This is a genomic window from Oceaniglobus trochenteri (assembly GCF_020529025.1).
Classification (GTDB): Bacteria; Pseudomonadota; Alphaproteobacteria; order Rhodobacterales; family Rhodobacteraceae; genus Oceaniglobus; species Oceaniglobus trochenteri.
Map to the genome: position 1 here is coordinate 557897 of NZ_JACNMM010000003.1, position 20099 is coordinate 577995.

Sequence of the window (20099 nt, forward strand, 5' to 3'; positions counted from 1 at the left end):
GGGAAAGTTTTCGGGGTGCGGCAGGCAACAGCGACCACCGAACGGCCAAGCGGCGCTTCGGTGGTCGGGCCGTTTTACACAGGGATCAGGCCAGCCGCCCTTGCCGCGCCTCGGGCATCAGGCCCCGCGCCATTTCCGGGCCAAGGGGAGCGGGGCGGTTGCAACTGGTGGTCATGGCCACGAAGGCGCCGGTTTCGCCCGATTGCAGGATGCCGGTCATCACCTCGGTCACGTGCACCGCCATGTCCAGCGCACAGCGGTGGGGCCGGTCGGCGGCGATGGCGGCGGCCATGTCGGCCAGCCCGGCGGTGCGGTAATTGGCCTGCGGATTGGTGTCGAGTTCGAAGTTGGGGGTCAGGAAGAGGTGATCCCACATCGTCACCTCATGCAGGTCGCAGTCGACGCCCGCACGCGACAGGGTGCCACCAAAGAAGTTGGGGTCGGGCAGGAACAGCGACCCCTCGGTGCCGTAGATCTCCATCGGTGAGTGTTCATGGGCCATCACGTCCCAACTGGCCGAAAAGGTGATGGTGGCGCCCTGTTCGAACTCCAGCAGGGCGTGGATGGTGGTGGGGGTTTCCACTGGGATCGTTTCGCCCCGGCGCGGTTCCGACAGGATGGTGCGCCGATCATGGGCGGCGCTGGTCAGGGCGGCCACGCGGGTGACGGGGCCCAGAAGCTGCACCAGGTTGGTGATGTAGTAGGGCCCGAGATCCAGCACCGGCCCGGCGCCGGGCAGGAAGAAGAAATCGGGGTTGGGGTGCCAATGCTCCATGCCCCGGCTCATCACATGGGCGGTGCCCGAAACGACGCGCCCGATGGCGCCCGCGTCGATCAGGGCGCGGGCCTGCTGGTGGGTGCCCCCCAGGAAGGTGTCGGGCGCCGATCCGATGCGCAGCCCGGTTCGTTCGGACAGCGCCACCAGCGACCGGGCCTGCTCAAGGGTCAGCGCCAGGGGCTTTTCGCTATAGGCGTGCTTGCCCGCCGACAGGATGGCATGGGTGACGTCATAATGGGCGGCAGGCACCGTCAGGTTCACGATCACGTCGATATCGTCGCTGGTCAGCAGGGTTTCGACGCTGCGCGCCTCCACGCTGTACTCCTGCGCCCGCTTGCGCGCGGCGGCGGGGGCCAGGTCGGCCACTGCGACGATCCTCAGCCCGGGAAACAGCGGGGCGAAGCCCAGGTAGGTGGTCGAGATATTGCCACAGCCGATCAGGCCGACGTTTACGGGTCTGTCACTCATGGCCCCGGCCCCCCTGCACGAAGGCAAGCGAACGGCGGGCGAAGCGGGCGTCGTCGGCGGGGCGGTCATGCTCCATCACCAGGTTGGTGCAGCCCGCCGCGCGCAGATCGCCCAAAAGCGCCGGCCAGTCCAGTGTGCCATGCCCCACGTCGGTCCAGCCGTCCTCGTCCGTGTTCTCGCCCTCGGGGGCGCGGTCCTTGACATGGGCGGCGGCCAGGCGGGGGCCGTGGCGGGCGATCAGCGCCCTCGGGTCCTGCCCGGCGACGACGGCCCAGGCCACGTCAAGCTCAAGCGTCAGGTCGGGGGCCTTGTCCAGCAGGATGTCCATGGGCAGGGTGCCGTCGGGCAGGGGGTGAAATTCGAAGTCGTGGTTGTGCCAGCCAAAGGTCAGCCCGGCGTCGCGCAGGGGCGCACCCATTTGCACCAGCCGGGCGGCAAGCGCGGCCCAGCCCTCGGCGTCTGCCGGCCGGTCGGCGGGCTGGATGTAGGGCGCGAAGACCTGAGAAACCCCAAGGGCACGCGCCATGGCGATCACGCCGGACGGGTCGCTGGCAAGCCGCTCCAGCCCCATGTGGGTCGAGCGCATGGCAAGCCCGGCCGCATCCAGCCTGTCGCGCAGGGGCGCCGGATCGTCGAGATCGTCAAAAAGCGCGCCATAGCCTTCGACGGAGTCATACCCCAGATCGCCCAGCATGGTGAGCGTGTCGGACAGCGGCCCGAAATCGCGCGAACTGTAGAGCTGGTAGGAAAAGCCGGTCATGGTCAGTCTCTCGTCATGGTTGTGTTGCCGCCATCCCGCCCGACGGAAGGCGAAAACGCAAGGCCCCCGGCCCCCGATCGGCGGAAAACGGGCGCAGCTTTCCCCGCGGCAAGGCGCAAGACGTGTTGTCACGGCCCGCCGATCTTTCTAGGTTGCCCAGCAATCGCAGTTGCAGGAGGGCAGGATGGCGGAGCGTAAGGAAATTCACGGACTTCAGGTCGCAACCGAACTGGCCGACTTCATCGACACCCGGGCGCTGCCGGAAACCGGTGTCGACAGGGATGCCTTCTGGTCCGCCTTTTCGGCGCTGCTGCACGATCTTGCCCCTGAAAACCGCGCCCTTCTGGAAAAGCGCGAAGAGATCCAGAAGCAGATCGACGACTGGCACATCGCCCGGCGCAACCAGCCCCACGATCACGGCGCCTATGTCGATTTCCTGCGCCAGATCGGCTATCTCCTGCCCGAGGGCGGCGATTTCCAGATCGAGACCGCCAATACCGACCCCGAGATCGCATCGGTCCCCGGCCCGCAACTTGTGGTGCCGATCACCAACGCCCGCTATGCGCTGAACGCCGCCAATGCCCGCTGGGGCAGCCTTTACGACGGGCTTTATGGCACCGACGCCATGGGCAGCGCGCCGCCCAAGGGCCCCTTCGACCGTGGCCGCGGCGCGCGTGTCGTGGCCCGCGCACGGGTCTTCCTGGACGAGGCATTTCCGATCAAGGGGGCCAGCCATGTCGATGCCCGCCGCTATCATGTGCAGGATGGCGCGCTTCTGGTCGATGACATGCCCCTGGCCAACCCCGAGAAATTCGCCGGCTATCGCGGCCACCCCCGCGCGCCCGAGGCGGTTCTGCTGGTCAACAACGGCCTGCACGTCGAACTGGTGTTCGACCGCACCCACATGATCGGTGCGCGCGATCAGGCCGGTCTGGCCGACGTGAAACTGGAAAGCGCGATTTCGGCGATCATGGATTGCGAGGATTCGGTTGCCTGCGTCGATGCCGAGGACAAGGTGACGGCCTATGCCAACTGGCTGGGCCTGATGAAGGGCGATCTGACCGACACCTTCGAGAAGGGCGGCAAGACGGTGACGCGCCGCCTGGCCGAAGACCGCACCTATACCGGCCCCGATGGCAGTGACGTGACGGTGAAGGGCCGCGCCCTGATGCTGGTGCGCAATGTCGGCCACCTGATGACCAACCCCGCCATCCTTGACCGTGACGGAAACGAGGTGTTCGAGGGCCTGATGGACGCCATGATCACCACCCTGATCGCCAAGCACGACCTGCAACGCGAGGGCGGCAATTCGGTGCACGGGTCGATGTATGTCGTGAAGCCCAAGATGCACGGCCCCGAAGAGGTGGCCTTTGCGGTCAAGACCTTCGATATCGTCGAAAAGGCTTTGGGCCTGCCCGCCAATACCGTGAAGATCGGCATCATGGACGAGGAACGGCGCACCACGGTCAACCTCAAGGAATGCATCCGCGCCGCCAGGTCGCGGGTGGCCTTCATCAACACCGGTTTCCTTGACCGCACGGGTGACGAGATTCACACCTCGATGGAGGCAGGGGCCTTTTCGCGCAAGGATTTCATCAAGCGCAAGGCCTGGATCGGCGCCTATGAAAACCAGAACGTCGATATCGGGCTGGAATGCGGGCTTTCGGGCAAGGCGCAGATCGGCAAGGGCATGTGGGCCATGCCCGACCAGATGGCGGCGATGCTGGATCAGAAGATCGAACACCCCCGTTCCGGCGCGAACTGTGCCTGGGTGCCGTCGCCCACCGCCGCCACCCTGCATGCGTTGCACTATCACAAGGTGGATGTCTTTGCCGTGCAGGAAAAGCTGATGAAGGGCGGGCGGCGGGCCTATGTCGATACCGTGCTGGATATCCCGCTGGCCACCTACCAGAAATGGACCGAGGCGCAGAAGATGCGCGAGGTGGAGAACAACGCCCAGGGCATCCTTGGCTATGTCGTGCGCTGGATCGACCAGGGGGTCGGCTGCTCCAAGGTGCCCGACCTGAACGATGTCGGCCTGATGGAAGACCGCGCCACCTGCCGCATTTCGGCCCAGCATATCGCCAACTGGATGCACCACGGCATCGTGTCGCGCGACCAGGTGCAGGCCGCCATGGAGAAGATGGCCGCCGTTGTCGACAAGCAGAACGCCGACGATCCGGCCTATCGGCCCATGGCCCCGGATTTCGACGGCATCGCATGGCAGGCCGCCCATGACCTGGTGTTCAAGGGGCGCGAACAGCCCTCGGGATACACCGAGCCGGTGCTGCACGCCCGGCGGCTTGAACTGAAGGCACAGTGACATGGCGGCCGATGTGCTGAAACTGTGCATGGCGCAGATGACATCGGCCGACAGTCACGGCCCGAACATCGCCTTCCTGCGCGATGCCGCCGCCCGCGCGGCCGACGCGGGGTGCCACATGCTGGCCCTGCCCGAGGTGGCAGGCCTGTGCAACCGCAACGCCGAAAAGGCGCGCGCCCAGGTCGTGGCCGCCAAGGACGACCCCTTCATCGCCGCCGCGTGCGAGGCGGCCGCGCGGCAGGGGCTGTGGATCAACACCGGTTCCACCCCCGTCGCCGGGCCGGAGGGCAAGTTCCTGAACCACGGCAGCCTGATCGACAGCCAGGGCGAAATCGTGGCGGACTATGACAAGATCCACATGTTCGACGTGCACCTTGATGGGCAGGACAGGATCGGTGAATCCGATACCTACGCCGGCGGCACGCGCGCGGTGCTGACCGATACCCCCTGGGGGCGCGTGGGCCTGTCGATCTGTTACGATCTGCGTTTTCCCGCGCTGTTCCGGGGCCTTGCCCAGCGGGGGGCGGGGATCCTGTTCATCCCGGCGGCCTTTACCGTGCCCACCGGGCAGGCGCACTGGCATGTCCTGTTGCGGGCGCGGGCCATCGAGACGGGCAGTTTCGTGGTGGCCCCGGCCCAGGTGGGCAAGCACGATGACGGGCGGCGCACCTATGGCCATTCGCTGGTGGTGTCGCCCTGGGGCGAGGTGATCTGCGATATGGGTGGCGAAGACCCCGGCCTTGCCATGGTCGAGCTCGAGCTTGAGCAGATCGCGCGCGCCCGCCGCCAGATCCCGTCGCTGACGCTGGAGCGGTCCTTCGATTTCGTGACACCCGCCGATGATTGAAAGCCGCCCTCTTTGGGTGGCCCTGGGCGCGCTGGTGCTGGTGTTTCACCTGGGCCTCGTGGCCTGGGGGCTGGTGCCCAACCTTGTCGCGCGGCCGCTGCACATGGCGGTGATCCTGCCCTTTGTCTTCGTTGCGGGCGCGGCGGGCTGGCGGCTGTGGTCGGGGCTGGTGCTGGCCGGTCTGGGCATCGCGCTTTGCGGCTGGATCGCGCTGTCCCATGGCGATCTGCGCGACCAGTACGGGTTTCTTGAAGGGCCGGGGCAGGTGGCCATGGCCCTTGCCCTGCTGGTGATCGCCATGGAGGGCGCGCGCCGCGCCATTGGCTGGCCGCTGCCGCTGGTGGCGCTGGCGGCGCTGCTTTACGGGCTGTTCGGGCAGTATATCCCGGGCGAATTCGGCCACTCCGGCACGCCGCTCCCCAGCTTCCTTGGCACGTTGACCATCGCCGAGGGCGGGCTTTGGGGCAGCCTGACAGGCGTTTCGGTCGGCGTGGTGGCGATTTTCGTGATTTTCGGCGCGGTGCTGAACGCGGGCGAGGCGGGGCAGGGGTTCATGAACGTGGCTGCCGCCGCTGCCGGGCGGCTGAACGGCGGGGCGGCCAAGGTTTCGGTCCTGTCCTCGGCGCTGTTCGGGTCGATCTCGGGCAGTGCATCGGCAAACGTCGCCAGCACCGGTGCCATCACCCTGCCTGCGATGACCAAGCTGGGATACCCCCGGCGCCTTTCGGGCGCGGTCGAGGCGGTGGCATCGTCCGGCGGGCAGATCATGCCGCCGTTGATGGGGGCCGGGGCCTTCGTGATGGTGGAACTGACGGGCGTTCCATACACCCAGATCATGCTGGCCGCGATCCTGCCCGCCGTGCTTTATTTCCTGGCGGTCTGGGTGGGCATCAACGCCTATGCCCAACGATACGAGCTGAAGGGCGTGCCAGAGGATCAGCGCCCGAGCCGGCGCGCCGTCTGGATCACCTCGGCCTTTTTCGCGGTGCCCTTCACCGTTCTGTTGGGGGCGATGTTCGGCGCCGGCTTCACGCCGCAATATGCCGCCTGTCTGGCCATCCTCACCGGCATGGCGGCGTTGTTCTTCGATGTGCGCCCGGGGATGAACCTGCGCCAGGGGCTGGTGCGGCTGGGGGATGCCTGCATCGCGGTGGGCCGCCAGGTGGCGATGATCGGGGCGATCATCATCTGCGCCTCGATCGTGATCGGGGTGCTGGGGATCACGGGGCTGGGGGTCAAGCTGACCTCGGTGATCCTGTCGGGCGCGGGCGGGATGCTTTGGCCGGCCTTGTTGCTGACAGCGCTGGCCTGTCTGCTGCTGGGCATGGAGGTGCCGACAACCGCCGCCTATGTGATCTGCGTGTCGGTCGCCGGGCCGGCCCTGACGCAACTGGGGCTGGAGCCGTTGCAGGCGCATCTCTTCGTCTTCTGGTTCGCGCTTCTGTCGACCATCACGCCGCCGGTCTGCGGCGCAGTGTTCATCGCCGCCGGGATGGTGGGCGAGAACTGGCTGAAGGTGGCCATGACGGCCATGGCGCTGGGGGTCGGGCTGTACCTGATTCCGCTGGGTATGATCGCGAATGAGAACCTGATCCGCCTTGGCACCTCGCCCTTCTGGGCGCTTTGGGCCTTCGTGCGGGTCGGGGTCGGGCTTTCGCTCATCTCCTACGGGCTCATCGGTCGCGGCGGCGCGCTGCGCCGCGTCTCCCTCATCGCGGCGGGGCTGGTGGCGGTCTTCGTGAAGGGTGTGATTTAGCGCCCCACGGCATAGGCCTGCATCAGGCGCGGGGTGGCGGCGCCCTTCATCATCCCGTCGGGGCGGTGGGACACTGCGGTCAGTCGCCCCACGGTCCAGGGGTCGGCCACATCCAGGCGGTGGCCACGGGCGCGCAGATCGTCCAGCACCCCGGCCCCCACGCCCGGTTCGATCATCAGATGCCCCGGATCGGCATTGCGCGGATAGAAGGACGCGGTGGCATGGACGGTGTGGAACAGCGGCGCATCGATGGCCTGTTGCAGGTTTTGCCCGCCGTGGATCAGGCGCAGCAGGAAGATCAGCTGCCACTGGTCCTGCTGATCGCCGCCGGGGGTGCCAAAGGCCAGGCGCGTTCCATCGGGGTGACGCGCGAACGATGGCGAAAGCGTGGTGCGCGGACGCTGCCCCGGGGCAAGCGAGGTGGCAAGCCCGGCATCGAGCCAGAACATCTGCGCCCGCGAATTCAACGGCATCCCGAGGCCGGGAATGCAGGGCGAGGATTGCAGCCAGCCGCCCGAAGGCGTGGCCGACACCATGTTGCCCCAACGATCGGCCACATCGACATGCACGGTATCGCCGCGCTTTTCGGTCAGGTGGGCCATGGTGGGTTCGCCCGCGCCGACGCCCGGGGCATCGTGGTGGCGGGCGGCGCGGGCCACCACCGCTTCGGCCCAGTGTTCAAGGCCCGCAATGGCGCCGGGGCGTTGTTCAAGCGACGCGGTGTCACCGATCTGCGCCCGGCGTGCGGCGGCGTAGTCGCCCGACAGCAGGGTATCGGCGGGAATGGCGTGATGGGCCGGGTCGCCATAATAGGCCTCGCGGTCGGCAAAGCCCAGTTTCAGGGTTTCCGTCACCGCATGGACGAAAGCGGCACTGCCGGGATCGGGCGTGATGCCCGAGAGGACATTCAGGTTCTGCAGAAGCGTCGGCCCCTGCGTCCAGAATCCGGGCTTGAACACCTGTGTGCCGTGGTGATCGACCGACAGGGCGGGTTCGTATGTGGCCTGCCAGCGGGCCATGTCCTCACCGCTCAGCACGCCCTTGCGACGGCTGCCTTCGGCATCCATCACGCAGGCCTCGCGCAGGTAGCTGTCGATGGCTTCGGCGATGAACCCCTGGGAAAAGGCGCGGCGGGCGGCGTCGATGCGGGCGGTGCGGCTGGCGCCCTTCGCCTCGACCAGAAGGCGCTCCCATGTGTCGGCCAGCGCGGGGTTCTTCATCAGGCCGCCCGCCTTCGGCCCGCCATCGCGCAACCAGACCTCGGCCGAGGTGGGCCATTCGTCGCGGAAGAACCCGGACAGATCCTGAATGGTCGCGGCGACACGGGGCAGCACCGGGTGGCCGTGGCGGGCATAGTGGATGGCGGGCGCCAGCACATCGGCCAGGCCCATCGTGCCGTGATCGCGCAGCATCAGCATCCAGGCATCGAAGGCGCCGGGAATGACAGTGGCCAGCAGGCCGGACCCGGGGATCATCGCCAGCCCTTCGGCCCGGTAGTGGGCGATGGTGGCCCCGGCCGGTGCGGTGCCCTGGCCGCAGATCACGCTGGGGGCGTCGGCGCCGGCGGGCCAGATCATCGCGGGCATGTCGCCCAGGGGGCCGTTCAGGTGCGGTTCGATCACATGCAGGGTGAACCCCATGGCGACGGCGGCATCAAAGGCATTGCCTCCCGCCTCAAGCATCTTCATGCCCACGGCGGATGCGATCCAGTGGGTGCTGGCGACCATGCCGAAGGTGCCCGAAAGCTCGGGGCGGGTGGTGAATGTCATGCCGTGTCTTTCGCGATCAGGTCTTTGTAGAGCTTCTGGATGCGTGCGGTGACGGGGCGGGTGCCGTCGCCCACCGGCTTGCCGTCGATCTCGGCCACCGGGGTCTGGGCGCCGAAGCTTCCCGTCAGGAATGCCTCGGAGGCGCCATGCGCCTCGAAGAGGGAAAAATTCTTTTCGAACACCGGGATGCCGTCGGCGCGGCAGAGGTCGATCACCTTCTGCCGGGTCACGCCGTTCATGCAGTAATCGCCCGTGCTGGTCCAAACCTCGCCCCGGCGCACGATGAAGAAGTTGCAGGCGTTGGTGGTGTTCACGAAACCATGGGGATCAAGCATCAGCGCCTCGTCCGCGCCGGCCTGTTCGGCCTGAAGGCAGGCGATGACGCAGTTCAGCTTGGAATGGCTGTTCAGCTTGGCATCCTGCGAGTGGGGCAGGCCGCGCACCTGGGGCACGGTGGCCAGGCGGATGCCGGCGGATTGCAACCGGTCGACCGGTTTGGAATGTTCCATGATGATCACCAGCGTCGGCCCCGAGCGCGACAGCGAAGGGTGCTGGAACGGCTTGGCCTTGACGCCGCGTGTCAGCATCAGGCGGCAATGCACATCGTTGTGCATGTCGTTGGCCCGGGCCGTGGCGGTGAGCGCGTCGAGGATGCCCGCGCGGTCCATGCCGGGGTCGAGGCTGACCGTCTTGCAGGCATCGAAGAAGCGATCCATGTGATCGTCGAAGAAGGCCCATTTGCCGTTGTAAAGGCGCATCCCCTCCCACATGCCGTCGCCCAGCATGAAGCCGCTGTCATAGACCGACACCTTGGCATCGTCGCGGTGCACGATATCGCCGTTCACATAGATGCGGATGTCGCGGTTGCGGGTGTCTTCGTCGGCGTCGTGGGTCGTGGTGGCCATGGTGTGTCCTGTTCAGTCTGAGCGTTTGAGGAGGGGGCGGACCGGGGCTCTGCCCCGGACCCCGGGATATTTCGGGACCAAAGATGGGTTACGGCGTTTCCCGCGCGGGGCGGATGCGGCCGCTGCATTCACCGAACCCGATGCCGTAGCCATCGCCATGGGCGGCGCCGGTCAGGGTGATGGTATCGCCGTCGTGCAGGAAGCTGCGGCGGGTGCCGTCCCGGAAGGCCAGAGGTTCGGCGCCGTTCCAGGTGCGTTCCAGAAGGCAGCCGCGCTGGTGCGGTTCAGCGCCGGAGACGGCGCCGGACCCCAGCAGGTCGCCCGGCGTCATCGCGCAGCCCGAGCTGGAGTGATGGGCCAGCATCTGCGCTGGGGACCAGTACATTTCGGCAAAGTTGGTTTCGCAGATCGTTTCGGTTGTCCCGTTCTCGGGGGTCAGGCTGGCACAGAGAGTGATGTCGAAAAGCGCCGGTCCGGTGTCGGCCAGGTGCGGCAGAAGCGGCACCGCGCGCGGTGGCGTGGGGCAGCGGAACGGCGCGAGGGCGGCGGCGGTGACGATCCAGGGGCTGATCGTGGTGGCAAAGGCCTTGGCCTGGAAGGGGCCGAGGGGTTGGTATTCCCAGGCCTGGATGTCACGGGCGGACCAGTCGTTCAGAAGGACATAGCCAAAGATCATCGCATCGGCCTGGTCGACGGTGACACCTTGCCCCATGGAAGAGCCGGTTCCGACCACGGCGCCCAGCTCGAGTTCGTAATCCAGTTTCCGCGATGCCCCGAAGGCGGGGGCGGTCGCGCCGGGGGGCATCAGTTGCCCGCGCGGGCGGATCACCTCGGTGCCGCTGACCACCACCGTGCTGGCGCGGCCGTTATAGCCGATGGGCATGTGCGGCCAGTTGGGCGGCAGGGCATTTTCGGCGCCGCGGAACATGGTGCCCACGTTGGTGGCATGGTGGCGCGAGGCGTAGAAATCGGTGAATTCGCTGATGGTGAAGGGCAGGTGAAGCCGCGCATCGGCCATGGGAACGAGGCAGGGTTCCAGGATGGCGCGGTCTTCGGCATCTTCGGCCAGAAGCGCCGTCAGCAGCCGCCGCAGGCTGTGCCAGGCATCGGGGCCAAGGGCCATGACCCCGTTCCAGCGCGGCTGATCGAAAAGGCCCTCGCCCAGCCCGATCATCCCGGCGGCATCGGCGGCTGCAAGATCGAGGATCATGTCGCCGATCGCAACCCCGCAGCGGGGCGGGCTGTCGGCGGTGGAAAACACCCCGTAGGGCAGGTTGTTGAGCGGAAAGGGCGTGTCGGGCCGATTGGCCGAGGCGACCCAGCTGGGCAAAAGGGGCATGTCGCGGCTCAGACCGGGGGGCGGGTTTCGCCGACCCCGAGGGGGACGGGACGACCGCTTGCCATGGGCGACTCTGTCGTTCGCGCCTGGAACAGGGCCGACATTCCGGCGCATTCGGTCCTGCGGGCGGGGCCGGGCGGCGCGACCATGGGTTCGATGGGCATCGGCGTTCTCCTGCTGGTGATGGCGCGAGGTTCGGCGGATGGGGCGCCAGCGTCAAACCCTTTCTGGCGGCACTGCGGGGCGATCAATCCTTGTAGCGGCGCAGGGTATCGCCCGGTTGCAGTTTTGGGGTCAGCTCGATCCGCTGACCGCCTTCGCTGACCCGCCCCGAGGCCCGGTCGGCGATGATGCGGGCCGCGGCGCGCCCGATCTCGGCCCGGCCAGCATCCATGGTCGCCAGTTGCTTGGGCAGCCCCTGCAGGAATTCGACCCCGTTGAAACCGGCCATGCCCAGCCTGCCCGGCACGTCGATCCCGGCTTCGAGACAGTAGAGAAGCCCCCCCGCGCCGATCATGTCGTTCGAGAAATAGAGGAAATCGAGGTCGGGATCGCGGGCAAGGATGGCCTGGGTCATCTCGCGCCCCTTCACCAGCGCCGAGCCGCCATCGTAGAACTCCTGCTCGATCACTTCGAGCCCGGTCTTGGCCAGCGCCTCGGTAAAGCCTTCAAAGCGTTTGCGGGCGCGGAAATCCAGCGGCATCTTGGTGCCGAGAAAGCCGATCCTCTCGAACCCCTGCTTGACGATGGCCTTGGCCATTTCGCGCCCGGCCCGGCGATGCGAGATGCCGACAACGGCATCCACCGCCTCGCCGTCCACGTCCATGATCTCGACCACGGGAATGCCGCTGGCACGCAGCATCGCCATGCTGGCCTCGGAATGCTCCAGCCCGGCGATGATGACGCCGGAAGGCCGCCAGGACAGCATCTCGTAAAGGACCTGTTCTTCCCGTTCGGGGCGATAGTTCGTGACCCCCACGACCGGCTGAAGCTCGGTATCGTCCAGAACCTCGGAAATCCCGGTCATCACCTCGGGAAAGACCATGTTGCTGAGGCTGGGGATGATGACCGCGACCAGGTTGACCTGGGACGAGGCCAGGGCGCCCGCGATCTTGTTGGGCACGTATCCCATGCGCTTGGCGGTCTCCAGAACCTTGGTGCGTGTCGCTGCGCTCACGTCGCCGCGATTGCGCAGGACCCGGCTGACCGTCATCTCGCTGACCCCGGATTCCTCGGACACGTCCCGCAGGGTCAGTTGACGGCGGGGGGGTGGCAGGTCAGATGGCACGGGCGCGGTCCTTTGTGGTTCGGGCTAGGTTAACTGGTATCCGTTCCTTACGCCAAGCGCTTTGGTGTATGAAGCCTGCAAAGAGGATGGGGGTGCCATGAATATCCTGATGATCGGTCACGGCGCCTTGGCGGCGCATGTCGCGGCGCATCTGCCCGCGCCCTGGCGGATCACCCATGTCCTGTGCCGCCCGGGGCGCGAGGATGCCGCGCGGGTGGTTCTTGGCCCGGTGAAGGTGCTGACTTCGGCCGAGGGGCTGGTCCAGGGTGTCGATCTGGCGGTGGAACTGGCCGGGCAGGGGGCGCTGGCCCGGCATGGTCCGCGCCTTCTGGCGCGGGGGCTGGATGTGCTGGCGGTCTCTACCGGTGCCCTGGCCGATCCGGCGGTCGAGGCGGCGCTGACGGCGCCCGCGCCGGGGCGGCTTGAACTGGCCTCGGGGGCCATCGGCGCGCTGGACGCCCTCGCGGCGGCCCGCTGCGGTGGTCTGGACGAGGTGACCTACCGCGGGCGCAAACCGCCCCGCGGCTGGGCCGGGTCGCCGGCCGAGCAGGTGCTGGACCTGGCCGCGCTGCGCGGCCCGACGCCCCATTTCAGTGGAACCGCACGCGAGGCGGCGCGGCTTTACCCGAAGAACGCCAATGTCGCCGCCTCGGTCGCGCTGGCCGGAATCGGGTTCGACCGCACCACGGTTGAACTGATCGCCGACCCGGACATCGCCGAGAACATCCACGAACTGACGTTTTCGGGGGGCTTCGGAACGGCCAGCTTCCGCATCGCGGCGCGCGGCCTGCCCGACAACCCGCGATCCTCGGCCCTGACGGCGATGAGCGTGCTTGCCGCCCTCACCCGCATCGCAGCCCACAAAGACGCGGTTTCGGGATGACAGGCGGAACGCGCAACTGTAAGAAACCCCCACCGCAGGTCACAAGACCCGGCCCCGTGGCTCAACTGGATAGAGCAGCCCCCTCCTAAGGGGCAGGTTGCAGGTTCGAATCCTGCCGGGGTCGCCATCTTTATCAAAGTAAATCAACATCATGGCTTTCCGTCTAGGGTTTTCTCTTTGGTTCGTTGGACCGAACAGGCGGGAACAACTCAAGCGCGTTCGCCGCCTTCCGAAGGTGATCCGGCGAGAATTTAGCATAGGTTGACCGGGTAATGTTCGGGTTAGTGTGGCCCAGGTACTGTGCGATTTCCTCAATCGGCACTCCCGCCTCTGCCATGAAACGGCCAGCGGTTCGGCGCAGGTCGTGCGGTGTGCAGTGGTCTATCCCGGCACGGGTGACAGCGGCATTGAACCCGGTCTTTATTGAGCCAACCTTGCGCCCGCCCCATTCCACGACAAAATTGGACAGCGCGGCAGCCTTCGCTGTTTGCAAGGCCCCGATCAGGCTGTCGTTGATCGGCACAGTGGCGCGTCCTTTGCGCGGGCCAATGTCGTTCGCTGCCAGCCGGATCACGCGGCGTTCAAGGTCAACCCGGTCCCATGTCAGTTCAAGGATGGCCCCGGTGCGCCCTGCCGTGGTCACCATCAACAGCATGGCCAGCTTGATATGCGGTTCACTGGCGGCATCCAACAGCACTGCCAATTCGGCTCTGGTCAGGTAGCGTTCGCGGGGCGGTGGCGTGGACGGCATATCAATCGCTGGAACGGTGTGTACCAGTTTCGCCTTGCGCGCCCAGATCATTGCCGACCGAAGGCACCCCAACTCCGTGCGGATCGTGGCATCCTTACGCCCATGCTTGCGGCGGGTGGCAATGTACCCACGGCAATCGTCTGCCGTGATGCTTTCGGCGGTCATGTGGCCAAAGACAGGAAGAACATTTCTGCCAACCTGCGCCAACTTCGCGGCCTGCCTGCGCTCCCCCATTTCCACCTGATAAGCCTCCCATATCTGCTTGACCGTCACCCCGCTGGCCGGGGCGGAAACCTGGATGATCAGGTCGCGGGCTTCGCGCTCTGCCTCTTTGACCGTGTGTGCCGCAAGACGATAGCGCCGCCGGGTTCCGGCCTCGTCCCACATGACGACAAATCGGCCCTTGAGCCTTCCGATCCTGTAGTCCCGCATTCGTATGCCTCCACTGCCTGCGATGTAATCCGCATCATGCGCCCGACGCGAAAGGCAGGCAATCGCCGTTCCCTGACCATCTGCCGAACAGTCTCGGCACTGCACCCCCAGCGGTCAGCAAGCATTTCAGCGGTGTAAACCGGCGCGGCCATGGTCACTCTCCCCCTTGATAGGCATCAACAACAGCGCGGGCCGTTTTCCCCAAAGCGGATGGGTCAAGGGCAAGCACGATGATGATAACCATCAAGATAAGCGCAATGGTTTCCCCCAAATACTTCATGGTCACCCCTCCTCCCCACGCAGGCCGAATGCAGCCATGATGGTTGCGCGGTGGTGGGCATCGGCGGCGGCTTTGGCGGCTTCAAAACCAAGCCACATGGATATGTCGCTAAATCCGGCGCCCTCAAGTTTGTAGGGCATGGCCATCCCTGAATACTTGGTTATTCTATATGGCCCGGACACCCAGAAGGTGCTGTGCCTCTCGCTCCACACCAGCGGCTTGATCGCCCCAGGCAGCGCCCGCACGATGGCATCGGCCATATCGGCGTCGTCAAGCCATTTGCGGCGGTGGAGCACGTCAATGATCGTTTCGCGAAGGTCAGTCATGGTATCCCCAATTCACCTTCTTCCGCATGGCTTTCATTTCTCGCCTGTTGCGGGCCGATTTTTTTATCCATTGATCCGCTTGCCCTATCTCGGCTGCGTCTCCGGCTGATTTCACGGCATTTCTGACCACGCCCTGAATGCTGCGCTTCGCGCTAGACCACGCAACAGCCCTCGCTGCGTCTGGATACATCGCCTCGATATGATCGCTGACCAACGCCGCAACTTCTTTTGCGATCCTGTCGGTTATGTCGTCAGACATGGCCGGTATGGGAAGGTCGGCAGTCATGGTCACTCCCCCCTCTGCTGCGCCAGGTAGCGCCGGTAATCGGGGTCGTGGTGCGCGGGCAGCAAAGCGGCGCTGGCGATCCTCTGGCACTCGGCAAGGCTCTGGTTTAGCCTGATCCTTTCCAGCGCGTCCCGCATCTCGTCACGCTCGGCAGCGATAGCCCCGCACACGGTTTTCACCGCCTCATTGCGCTGCGCCCGAAGGCGCGAAACCTCGGCCATAGCCGCATTGCAGCAATCGTTCGCGTGGTTCCGTTCCGCGATCAGATCAGCAACCATATCATCACGGTAGTCTTTCTTTGCGTCACTCATGGCGGGCCTCCGCTTCCATGGACTTGAGAATGGCTCGACTCTTGATTTCGGATATTTTTCTTTTAGGCCCGCATCCGTGGGGGCATTTCATAAGGGGATGATCCGTTGCGCCGAAAAGTCGGCAAACGGTTGGGCGGGTTTCATATATTGAGCATTTCCCTTGGCGAAGAAAAGGGCAGTCTCCGGTCTCAAGCGCGCGGCGGGCCACCCAATTCTTACCCCCGAATCGCTCCCATTGCTCCAAGGGCCAAACTTTCATAGCGTCTTGCTTTTCAACATCAGAAAACGGGACGATACCGCAGCAGTCATGACAATCGGTTTTGCATGAAAAGGACGGTATCAGCGCCCTGATGGCGGCGGGGTCTGGTGTCGTGGTCATGCTGTATCTCCGAATAAATCACGCTGTGCGGGGTGGGTGTCGATACCGGCGGCTTCACGGCGGGCCTTCGCCGCGACAGAGAGAAGCCAAAAGGCAAAACCCCTCTGACGCGACCTTCCCCGACAAGCACGGGCTTGTTGAAGGTTCACCCGAGCGTAGTGGATCAGGAACGCGCGGCGGGCTTCGGGCGTTTCAGTCATTTCACCCCCTTCACAGTCAGCAACCCGGCCTCGAACACGCGGATTTGCGTCAGCACCATGGCCCGGAGAATGTCGTCGTCGCCTGCCGTGCCCTCGTTGGCGTGGCAGTACGCGCAGCCGTGGTAGGCGTGGAAGTCGTGCGGCTTCTGCCCCATGCCAGCGGCGGTGAACCGGCGAACATGGCAAAGCACGGTGGTTTCGCCGCCACCATCGCAGCCGGGCAGTTGCATCGTGCATCGTTGGCCGCGCGCGAACTGGCGCAGCGGGGCGGATACCGCGCGGGGCGTTTTCAGGCCGGGGGCGGGGCGGTTCATGAGGTTCATGCATCGGCCCTTTCCGGTTCCATCCATTGCACCCCGTGTCGGTCGCCATACTCGGCAATGACCGTGATAAGGTCCGCCATCTGGCGCACTGTCAGGCGAGATGATCGAAACCCGATAGGGAACGGCCCGCTGCCGTCCAGCCCTTCGCAGAACTGCACCTGGTGGCCGAGAGATTGCATGAACGCGCACTTCCAGACCTCTGGCACCCACTTCCGGCCTTCGGGCTTGGCGCGGGAAATGTCCGAGAGCATGGCCCACATGCGGGCGTTCTGGTCTGCGTTGCGTGTGGCTTCGGATATCCTGACCACAGCATCAACCGGCGCGCGGTCGATAAGGCCCTTCGCGAACCTGCGCTGCGTGTCGCCCCGAAGAATGACGGTCTGTGCCATCAGAACGCTTCCTTGGTCGTCCAGACTTTCACCCCGGCCATGCCCTGCGAACGGTGATTGCGACGGGCGTAGTCATCAAGGAATGCCACCATCGCAGGCCGATCATTGGCGATGATCCAGTTGAGCAATTCCTTTTGGCTCTCCACCTCGTAATGGTGGACGGTGCGCATTCCCTTGACCTGGTCCTTGCTGCCGGCGCTGGCCGCTTTCTGGGCATCCATGGCGGCTTGTTTCGCGGCGGCGGCTTCGCGTTGCGCCTCAAGGTCAGCGGCATTCGCGGCGGCTGCTTTTGCCTCGGCTTCCCGGCGGGCCTTGTCTGCGGCCTCCCATGCGGCACGTTCCTCTGCCCTCTTTTCCTCGGCCAGCTTGGCCTTGTACGGGGCGACACATGCCACCAGAGCCGATTGCATCCGCTCGGCGTCGTCGGTGTAAACCTTGACCGCTGCAACCTCGGCCTTCCAAGCCTTGTGGAGGGGTTCGGTGCGTTCCTTTCCGGCCTTGGTCAGTTCGGCCTTGTAGGTCTTGAACTGTTTCAGAAGATCAGCAACGGCGTCGTGCTGGGCCTCGTTCTCGACAACTGCGCCGTCCGTCCAGTTCGCCACTTCCATGAGAAGATCGTCATAGGCGCTGGTGACAGCTTCGATAGGGTCGGGTGCGCCGTTGTGTCCGATGCCAGCGGGGGTCATATCGTTCATGGTGCTTCTCCTTAGAAGGGGATTTTGTCGCCGCCCAGATCGTCGGCGGGCTGTTCCAGCGCATCCTTGCGGGTGTCCTTCTCTGCCTCGACGTGGGCGGCTTGTTCGGGGTCGAACCTGCGGACGGTCGCCAGATCGGACTTGAAGCGTTCATCCGTCCAGATCGCTTTGAGTTCGGTCAGCGTTTTCGCCCGTTGGACGGCCTGCATAAGCTGGCGCGACAGTTGGGCCGCGTTCGACTTTGGAAGCTGTTGAACTCCATCGCGGTTTTCGCGATGGTCCTGGACCTGTGGCGCTGCGCCCTGCGCATCGTCGTCAACCTCGGCGGACAGGCCAAGCGCAGCCTTGAGGGTGTACCGCTGCAAATAGGTGACGGCGCTTCCCACGGCCTGAAAGTTGTTCTTGTTGCCAGACTGATCGGGCGCCCCGGCAAGCGTTGTTTCCTCGCTATGCCCCAGGCGGTGCGAAATGATGCACGTCACCATGACACCGCCCTGTTGGCTGGTGCGGTAGCGGTACGAAAGCCCGTGCTTGGAAAGGATCGGGTCGATCACCTTGGCGATGCCCGAAAGCGTTTCGTGCTTGTAGTGGGTCCGCCCTTTCTGGGTGGTGAAGTCCACCTCGGCATCCTTGATGATCGGCGGGATTTCCGAACGGGCCTCGGCAAGCGCTTGGGAAAAGGCTACCATGGCGCTGTGAGCGTCCATTCGCTCTTTCATCGCCAGCATCCGTTCCAGCTTGTCGAGGTCAGACGCCGGGTCGGTGACCATGCGTTCGATCATCGAAACCATCGGATCGGCGGGCAGGTGGTTTTCCGGGTGTTCGATCTTGGCGAGATTGCTCATGGTGCTTCCCTCAAAAGCAGGCTGCGCCGTTTGCGCAGGCGGTGGCGTAGTCGATTGCGGCGGTCTGGTAGGCGCGGTAAATCAGCCATCCGATGTACAGGATCACGCCATTCACAGCGGCACCGGCGATGGCCCAGCCCAGAAGGCACAGGCCGAAGGGCAGGCGCGGGGGTTCGTCGCCAAGCGGCTTGGCGCTGTCCCAGACGTGGAAAGCCTCAAGCGCGGCATCGGGGCGGGGCGGGTGGTCGGTCATGACGCCACCGGGGGCTTGGGAAGCGGCATCCAGTGGGTAGGCGGGTTGTCCCGGTCATGCAGGACGCCAAGCCCGCCGTAATACGACTTCCAAAACGGGCGCGGATTCTTGGCAAATTCATCCCTGTCGAATTTAGAGATGGTTCGACGTGATCCGCGACCAATTCTGTCTGGTCGGTGCAGCCATACCGGCGTCCCGTCCTTCGGGGCTGTCTCAATCGGTTGCCACTGCGGCTGGCACAGGTCTGCGCGGACGTATTCGGTGGTTTCACCATTTGGGTCGTCATGGTTCCGCCACACGCCTCCCTCCCGTCCGCCCCAACCGGTCACCTGCTGCGCACAAATCCGTTCCGGGGCGCTCATGACGCCACCTGTTGTGCCGGATAGCCGTCAACAAGCGCGTCGGTGCGGCTGGCAATCTGCGCCAGCACATCACGCGGCACGGCGGCATCGCGCTTGCTGGCCTTGAGCGCGTCATAGGCGGCTTCGTTCAGCCGTTTCAGAGCGTCGAGCGTGGTCATGTGTTCATCCTCTCGGCTTTCGCGATTTCAGCGCGGTTGATAGGCTGGCCCCAGGTCGTTCCGTGAGCGGAGAGCAGGGCGGCGTCTTTCTTGGCGGGGGCATGATCGGGGAGGATGCAACCGCCCCCGCCTGTTGCCCGGTCGAGCCGGGAATGGTTGAGGCTGGCGATATACGCCTGCTGCGTCGGGGTGAGGTTGGCGAGGCCGATCATTGCTCGGCATCCGCAGCGGCGGCGGCTATGGCCGCGTTAAAGGCGTCGGCAGCGGCAATAAGCGCTGCGCCATTCTCAGAGTAGATGCTGATGTATGCCCCATCAGCGTCGTAAATCGTCATGGTGCCTGCCTTCATGCCGCTAGCAGTGGGAAAGCTCATGGCATTCATGGCAGTGGCACTGTGCATGGATATGTTGACGCTCATTGCGCGGCCCCCGCTGCACGTTCCGCCACCATGAGGGGATGCGGCTTGTAAACCAGACCGTCGGTCACATCGTCGTATTCCCACGATCCAACCCGCATGTCGGCCCACTCCTGTGCTGCGGCTTCGCGCTTCTGCGAGGCTTCGCGGGCGGCGATTTCAGCGCGGGCGCGGTCACGGCCATACTGGCAATCGCAGTAGCCAGTGACGCGCGGGGCGGCTTCGTAAACGCGCTGTGTGCGCTCGCTGTACCAGCCGGTGTCGTTGCAGGTGGGGCAGGTCATGGCTTGGCCTCGCTCTTGGCGTTATCCCAGATATTCCGGGCGTCGAGGGTCTGGCGGATAGCGATCTCCATTGCGCGTTTGGTCAGTGCCGTGGTGCCCGAAGCCACCAACATCCGAGCGTTGGTGGACTTTGCTAGTTCTTCGCCCACCTCGATAGCCGCAACGAGTTTTAGACGGGTGACGTCTACACGGACGTATTCAGCGCCTCGGGTCACCGCAGCATCAACATGCCAATCCCCTTGCCTGTTCTCAGTGTGGTGCGCGTCAGAAGCGGCCCATATCCAGTCAGGCATA

At 65.2% G+C, this 20099-nt stretch carries 28 protein-coding genes and 1 tRNA gene; 5 read left to right on the forward strand and 24 right to left on the reverse strand.

Features of this window, described 5'->3' with window-relative positions; all coding sequences use genetic code 11:
- Positions 1 to 85 precede the first annotated feature (85 nt).
- Positions 86 to 1246, reverse strand: coding sequence for a Gfo/Idh/MocA family protein (locus tag H7828_RS07000; protein WP_226780286.1), 1161 nt, complete (start codon positions 1244 to 1246; stop codon positions 86 to 88).
- The gene (locus tag H7828_RS07005) at positions 1239 to 2006 is read right to left on the reverse strand and encodes a sugar phosphate isomerase/epimerase family protein (protein WP_226780287.1); all 768 of its coding nucleotides are present in this window, start codon (positions 2004 to 2006) and stop codon (positions 1239 to 1241) included. The genes H7828_RS07000 and H7828_RS07005 overlap by 8 nt, the downstream gene beginning before the upstream one ends.
- Before the next feature lie 184 nt (positions 2007 to 2190).
- Between H7828_RS07005 and H7828_RS07010 the strand changes: the two genes are divergently transcribed.
- Genes H7828_RS07010 through H7828_RS07020 form a run of 3 tightly spaced genes read left to right on the forward strand, consistent with a single transcriptional unit; the run spans position 2191 to position 6932 of the window.
- Positions 2191 to 4329 (forward strand): malate synthase G, encoded by a 2139-nt coding sequence (locus H7828_RS07010; protein WP_226780288.1) that lies wholly within the window; start codon positions 2191 to 2193, stop codon positions 4327 to 4329.
- Position 4330: 1 nt separating this feature from the next.
- The gene (locus H7828_RS07015) at positions 4331 to 5176 is read left to right on the forward strand and encodes a carbon-nitrogen hydrolase family protein (protein WP_226780289.1); all 846 of its coding nucleotides are present in this window, start codon (positions 4331 to 4333) and stop codon (positions 5174 to 5176) included.
- Complete coding sequence (locus H7828_RS07020) at positions 5169 to 6932, forward strand: TRAP transporter permease (protein ID WP_226780290.1); 1764 nt, start codon at positions 5169 to 5171, stop codon at positions 6930 to 6932. Before H7828_RS07015 ends, H7828_RS07020 begins: the two co-directional genes overlap by 8 nt.
- Here H7828_RS07020 and H7828_RS07025 read toward each other — a convergent pair.
- From H7828_RS07025 to H7828_RS07045, 5 genes are all read right to left on the reverse strand, one after another.
- Positions 6929 to 8701, reverse strand: a complete 1773-nt coding sequence (locus H7828_RS07025; RefSeq protein WP_226780291.1) for a gamma-glutamyltransferase family protein — start codon at positions 8699 to 8701, stop codon at positions 6929 to 6931. The genes H7828_RS07020 and H7828_RS07025 overlap by 4 nt on opposite strands.
- Positions 8698 to 9606, reverse strand: coding sequence for an aminotransferase class IV (locus tag H7828_RS07030; RefSeq protein WP_226780292.1), 909 nt, complete (start codon positions 9604 to 9606; stop codon positions 8698 to 8700). Before H7828_RS07030 ends, H7828_RS07025 begins: the two co-directional genes overlap by 4 nt.
- Positions 9607 to 9694: 88 nt before the next feature.
- Positions 9695 to 10945 carry a fumarylacetoacetase gene (gene fahA, locus H7828_RS07035; RefSeq protein WP_226780293.1) on the reverse strand — a complete coding sequence of 417 codons (1251 nt, stop codon included), beginning with the start codon at positions 10943 to 10945 and terminating at the stop codon, positions 9695 to 9697.
- Between the two features lie 8 nt (positions 10946 to 10953).
- Entirely contained in the window at positions 10954 to 11109 is a 156-nt protein-coding gene (locus H7828_RS07040; RefSeq protein WP_226780294.1) for a hypothetical protein, read from the reverse strand.
- An 83-nt stretch (positions 11110 to 11192) separates the two neighbouring features.
- Positions 11193 to 12233, reverse strand: coding sequence for a LacI family DNA-binding transcriptional regulator (locus H7828_RS07045; RefSeq protein ID WP_226780295.1), 1041 nt, complete (start codon positions 12231 to 12233; stop codon positions 11193 to 11195).
- A 97-nt stretch (positions 12234 to 12330) separates the two neighbouring features.
- Here H7828_RS07045 and H7828_RS07050 point away from each other — a divergent pair, with 97 nt between their 5' ends.
- Entirely contained in the window at positions 12331 to 13116 is a 786-nt protein-coding gene (locus H7828_RS07050; protein ID WP_226780296.1) for an aspartate dehydrogenase, read from the forward strand.
- 50 nt (positions 13117 to 13166) lie between these two features.
- Positions 13167 to 13243: transfer RNA gene (locus tag H7828_RS07055), tRNA-Arg, on the forward strand.
- A gap of 36 nt (positions 13244 to 13279) precedes the next feature.
- On the opposite strand, the gene H7828_RS07060 is transcribed toward H7828_RS07055, so the two are convergent.
- The 17 genes from H7828_RS07060 to H7828_RS07135 all read right to left on the reverse strand — a co-directional run bounded on the left by H7828_RS07060 (position 13280) and on the right by H7828_RS07135 (position 20098).
- Positions 13280 to 14254, reverse strand: a complete 975-nt coding sequence (locus H7828_RS07060) for a tyrosine-type recombinase/integrase (RefSeq protein WP_226780297.1) — start codon at positions 14252 to 14254, stop codon at positions 13280 to 13282.
- Entirely contained in the window at positions 14170 to 14451 is a 282-nt protein-coding gene (locus tag H7828_RS22960; protein WP_226780298.1) for a helix-turn-helix domain-containing protein, read from the reverse strand. The genes H7828_RS07060 and H7828_RS22960 overlap by 85 nt, the downstream gene beginning before the upstream one ends.
- Before the next feature lie 2 nt (positions 14452 to 14453).
- Positions 14454 to 14585, reverse strand: a complete 132-nt coding sequence (locus H7828_RS22820) for a hypothetical protein (RefSeq protein ID WP_281070698.1) — start codon at positions 14583 to 14585, stop codon at positions 14454 to 14456.
- On the reverse strand, positions 14582 to 14905 hold the full coding sequence (locus H7828_RS07070; protein ID WP_226780299.1) for a hypothetical protein: 324 nt from the start codon (positions 14903 to 14905) through the stop codon (positions 14582 to 14584). The genes H7828_RS22820 and H7828_RS07070 overlap by 4 nt, the downstream gene beginning before the upstream one ends.
- The gene (locus tag H7828_RS07075) at positions 14898 to 15191 is read right to left on the reverse strand and encodes a hypothetical protein (RefSeq protein WP_226780300.1); all 294 of its coding nucleotides are present in this window, start codon (positions 15189 to 15191) and stop codon (positions 14898 to 14900) included. The genes H7828_RS07070 and H7828_RS07075 overlap by 8 nt, the downstream gene beginning before the upstream one ends.
- A gap of 2 nt (positions 15192 to 15193) precedes the next feature.
- The gene (locus H7828_RS07080) at positions 15194 to 15502 is read right to left on the reverse strand and encodes a hypothetical protein (protein WP_226780301.1); all 309 of its coding nucleotides are present in this window, start codon (positions 15500 to 15502) and stop codon (positions 15194 to 15196) included.
- Positions 15495 to 15881 carry a YkgJ family cysteine cluster protein gene (locus H7828_RS22965; protein ID WP_226780302.1) on the reverse strand — a complete coding sequence of 129 codons (387 nt, stop codon included), beginning with the start codon at positions 15879 to 15881 and terminating at the stop codon, positions 15495 to 15497. The genes H7828_RS07080 and H7828_RS22965 overlap by 8 nt, the downstream gene beginning before the upstream one ends.
- A gap of 196 nt (positions 15882 to 16077) precedes the next feature.
- Positions 16078 to 16404 (reverse strand): nuclease domain-containing protein, encoded by a 327-nt coding sequence (locus H7828_RS07090; protein ID WP_226780303.1) that lies wholly within the window; start codon positions 16402 to 16404, stop codon positions 16078 to 16080.
- Positions 16401 to 16793: a recombination protein NinB gene (locus H7828_RS07095; RefSeq protein WP_226780304.1), complete on the reverse strand. Its 393-nt coding sequence runs from the start codon at positions 16791 to 16793 to the stop codon at positions 16401 to 16403. The genes H7828_RS07090 and H7828_RS07095 overlap by 4 nt, the downstream gene beginning before the upstream one ends.
- A complete protein-coding gene (locus H7828_RS07100) occupies positions 16793 to 17488 on the reverse strand; it encodes a hypothetical protein (RefSeq protein ID WP_226780305.1) in 696 nt (231 codons plus the stop codon). The genes H7828_RS07095 and H7828_RS07100 overlap by 1 nt, the downstream gene beginning before the upstream one ends.
- Before the next feature lie 11 nt (positions 17489 to 17499).
- A complete protein-coding gene (locus H7828_RS07105; protein WP_226780306.1) occupies positions 17500 to 18333 on the reverse strand; it encodes an ERF family protein in 834 nt (277 codons plus the stop codon).
- A gap of 10 nt (positions 18334 to 18343) precedes the next feature.
- Positions 18344 to 18586, reverse strand: a complete 243-nt coding sequence (locus tag H7828_RS07110; RefSeq protein ID WP_226780307.1) for a hypothetical protein — start codon at positions 18584 to 18586, stop codon at positions 18344 to 18346.
- Positions 18587 to 18944: 358 nt separating this feature from the next.
- Positions 18945 to 19106: a hypothetical protein gene (locus H7828_RS07115; protein ID WP_226780308.1), complete on the reverse strand. Its 162-nt coding sequence runs from the start codon at positions 19104 to 19106 to the stop codon at positions 18945 to 18947.
- The gene (locus H7828_RS07120) at positions 19103 to 19318 is read right to left on the reverse strand and encodes a hypothetical protein (protein WP_226780309.1); all 216 of its coding nucleotides are present in this window, start codon (positions 19316 to 19318) and stop codon (positions 19103 to 19105) included. Before H7828_RS07120 ends, H7828_RS07115 begins: the two co-directional genes overlap by 4 nt.
- Positions 19315 to 19524 (reverse strand): hypothetical protein, encoded by a 210-nt coding sequence (locus H7828_RS07125; protein ID WP_226780310.1) that lies wholly within the window; start codon positions 19522 to 19524, stop codon positions 19315 to 19317. The genes H7828_RS07120 and H7828_RS07125 overlap by 4 nt, the downstream gene beginning before the upstream one ends.
- Entirely contained in the window at positions 19521 to 19805 is a 285-nt protein-coding gene (locus tag H7828_RS07130) for a hypothetical protein (RefSeq protein ID WP_226780311.1), read from the reverse strand. Before H7828_RS07130 ends, H7828_RS07125 begins: the two co-directional genes overlap by 4 nt.
- The gene (locus H7828_RS07135) at positions 19802 to 20098 is read right to left on the reverse strand and encodes a hypothetical protein (protein ID WP_226780312.1); all 297 of its coding nucleotides are present in this window, start codon (positions 20096 to 20098) and stop codon (positions 19802 to 19804) included. Before H7828_RS07135 ends, H7828_RS07130 begins: the two co-directional genes overlap by 4 nt.
- Position 20099 lies beyond the last annotated feature (1 nt).

Bases quoted from the DNA above. Each gene is read 5' to 3' on its own strand.
- H7828_RS07000 (WP_226780286.1), bottom strand. From the start codon at position 1,246: ATGAGTGACAGACCCGTAAACGTCGGCCTGATCGGCTGTGGCAATATC.
- H7828_RS07005 (WP_226780287.1), bottom strand. From the start codon at position 2,006: ATGACCGGCTTTTCCTACCAGCTCTACAGTTCGCGCGATTTCGGGCCG.
- H7828_RS07010 (WP_226780288.1), top strand. From the start codon at position 2,191: ATGGCGGAGCGTAAGGAAATTCACGGACTTCAGGTCGCAACCGAACTG.
- H7828_RS07015 (WP_226780289.1), top strand. From the start codon at position 4,331: ATGGCGGCCGATGTGCTGAAACTGTGCATGGCGCAGATGACATCGGCC.
- H7828_RS07020 (WP_226780290.1), top strand. From the start codon at position 5,169: ATGATTGAAAGCCGCCCTCTTTGGGTGGCCCTGGGCGCGCTGGTGCTG.
- H7828_RS07025 (WP_226780291.1), bottom strand. From the start codon at position 8,701: ATGACATTCACCACCCGCCCCGAGCTTTCGGGCACCTTCGGCATGGTC.
- H7828_RS07030 (WP_226780292.1), bottom strand. From the start codon at position 9,606: ATGGCCACCACGACCCACGACGCCGACGAAGACACCCGCAACCGCGAC.
- fahA (WP_226780293.1), bottom strand. From the start codon at position 10,945: ATGCCCCTTTTGCCCAGCTGGGTCGCCTCGGCCAATCGGCCCGACACG.
- H7828_RS07040 (WP_226780294.1), bottom strand. From the start codon at position 11,109: ATGCCCATCGAACCCATGGTCGCGCCGCCCGGCCCCGCCCGCAGGACC.
- H7828_RS07050 (WP_226780296.1), top strand. From the start codon at position 12,331: ATGAATATCCTGATGATCGGTCACGGCGCCTTGGCGGCGCATGTCGCG.
- H7828_RS07060 (WP_226780297.1), bottom strand. From the start codon at position 14,254: ATGTGGGACGAGGCCGGAACCCGGCGGCGCTATCGTCTTGCGGCACAC.
- H7828_RS22960 (WP_226780298.1), bottom strand. From the start codon at position 14,451: ATGGCCGCGCCGGTTTACACCGCTGAAATGCTTGCTGACCGCTGGGGG.
- H7828_RS07070 (WP_226780299.1), bottom strand. From the start codon at position 14,905: ATGACTGACCTTCGCGAAACGATCATTGACGTGCTCCACCGCCGCAAA.
- H7828_RS07075 (WP_226780300.1), bottom strand. From the start codon at position 15,191: ATGACTGCCGACCTTCCCATACCGGCCATGTCTGACGACATAACCGAC.
- H7828_RS07080 (WP_226780301.1), bottom strand. From the start codon at position 15,502: ATGAGTGACGCAAAGAAAGACTACCGTGATGATATGGTTGCTGATCTG.
- H7828_RS22965 (WP_226780302.1), bottom strand. From the start codon at position 15,881: ATGACCACGACACCAGACCCCGCCGCCATCAGGGCGCTGATACCGTCC.
- H7828_RS07090 (WP_226780303.1), bottom strand. From the start codon at position 16,404: ATGAACCTCATGAACCGCCCCGCCCCCGGCCTGAAAACGCCCCGCGCG.
- H7828_RS07095 (WP_226780304.1), bottom strand. From the start codon at position 16,793: ATGGCACAGACCGTCATTCTTCGGGGCGACACGCAGCGCAGGTTCGCG.
- H7828_RS07100 (WP_226780305.1), bottom strand. From the start codon at position 17,488: ATGAACGATATGACCCCCGCTGGCATCGGACACAACGGCGCACCCGAC.
- H7828_RS07105 (WP_226780306.1), bottom strand. From the start codon at position 18,333: ATGAGCAATCTCGCCAAGATCGAACACCCGGAAAACCACCTGCCCGCC.
- H7828_RS07110 (WP_226780307.1), bottom strand. From the start codon at position 18,586: ATGACCGACCACCCGCCCCGCCCCGATGCCGCGCTTGAGGCTTTCCAC.
- H7828_RS07115 (WP_226780308.1), bottom strand. From the start codon at position 19,106: ATGACCACGCTCGACGCTCTGAAACGGCTGAACGAAGCCGCCTATGAC.
- H7828_RS07120 (WP_226780309.1), bottom strand. From the start codon at position 19,318: ATGATCGGCCTCGCCAACCTCACCCCGACGCAGCAGGCGTATATCGCC.
- H7828_RS07125 (WP_226780310.1), bottom strand. From the start codon at position 19,524: ATGAGCGTCAACATATCCATGCACAGTGCCACTGCCATGAATGCCATG.
- H7828_RS07130 (WP_226780311.1), bottom strand. From the start codon at position 19,805: ATGACCTGCCCCACCTGCAACGACACCGGCTGGTACAGCGAGCGCACA.
- H7828_RS07135 (WP_226780312.1), bottom strand. From the start codon at position 20,098: ATGCCTGACTGGATATGGGCCGCTTCTGACGCGCACCACACTGAGAAC.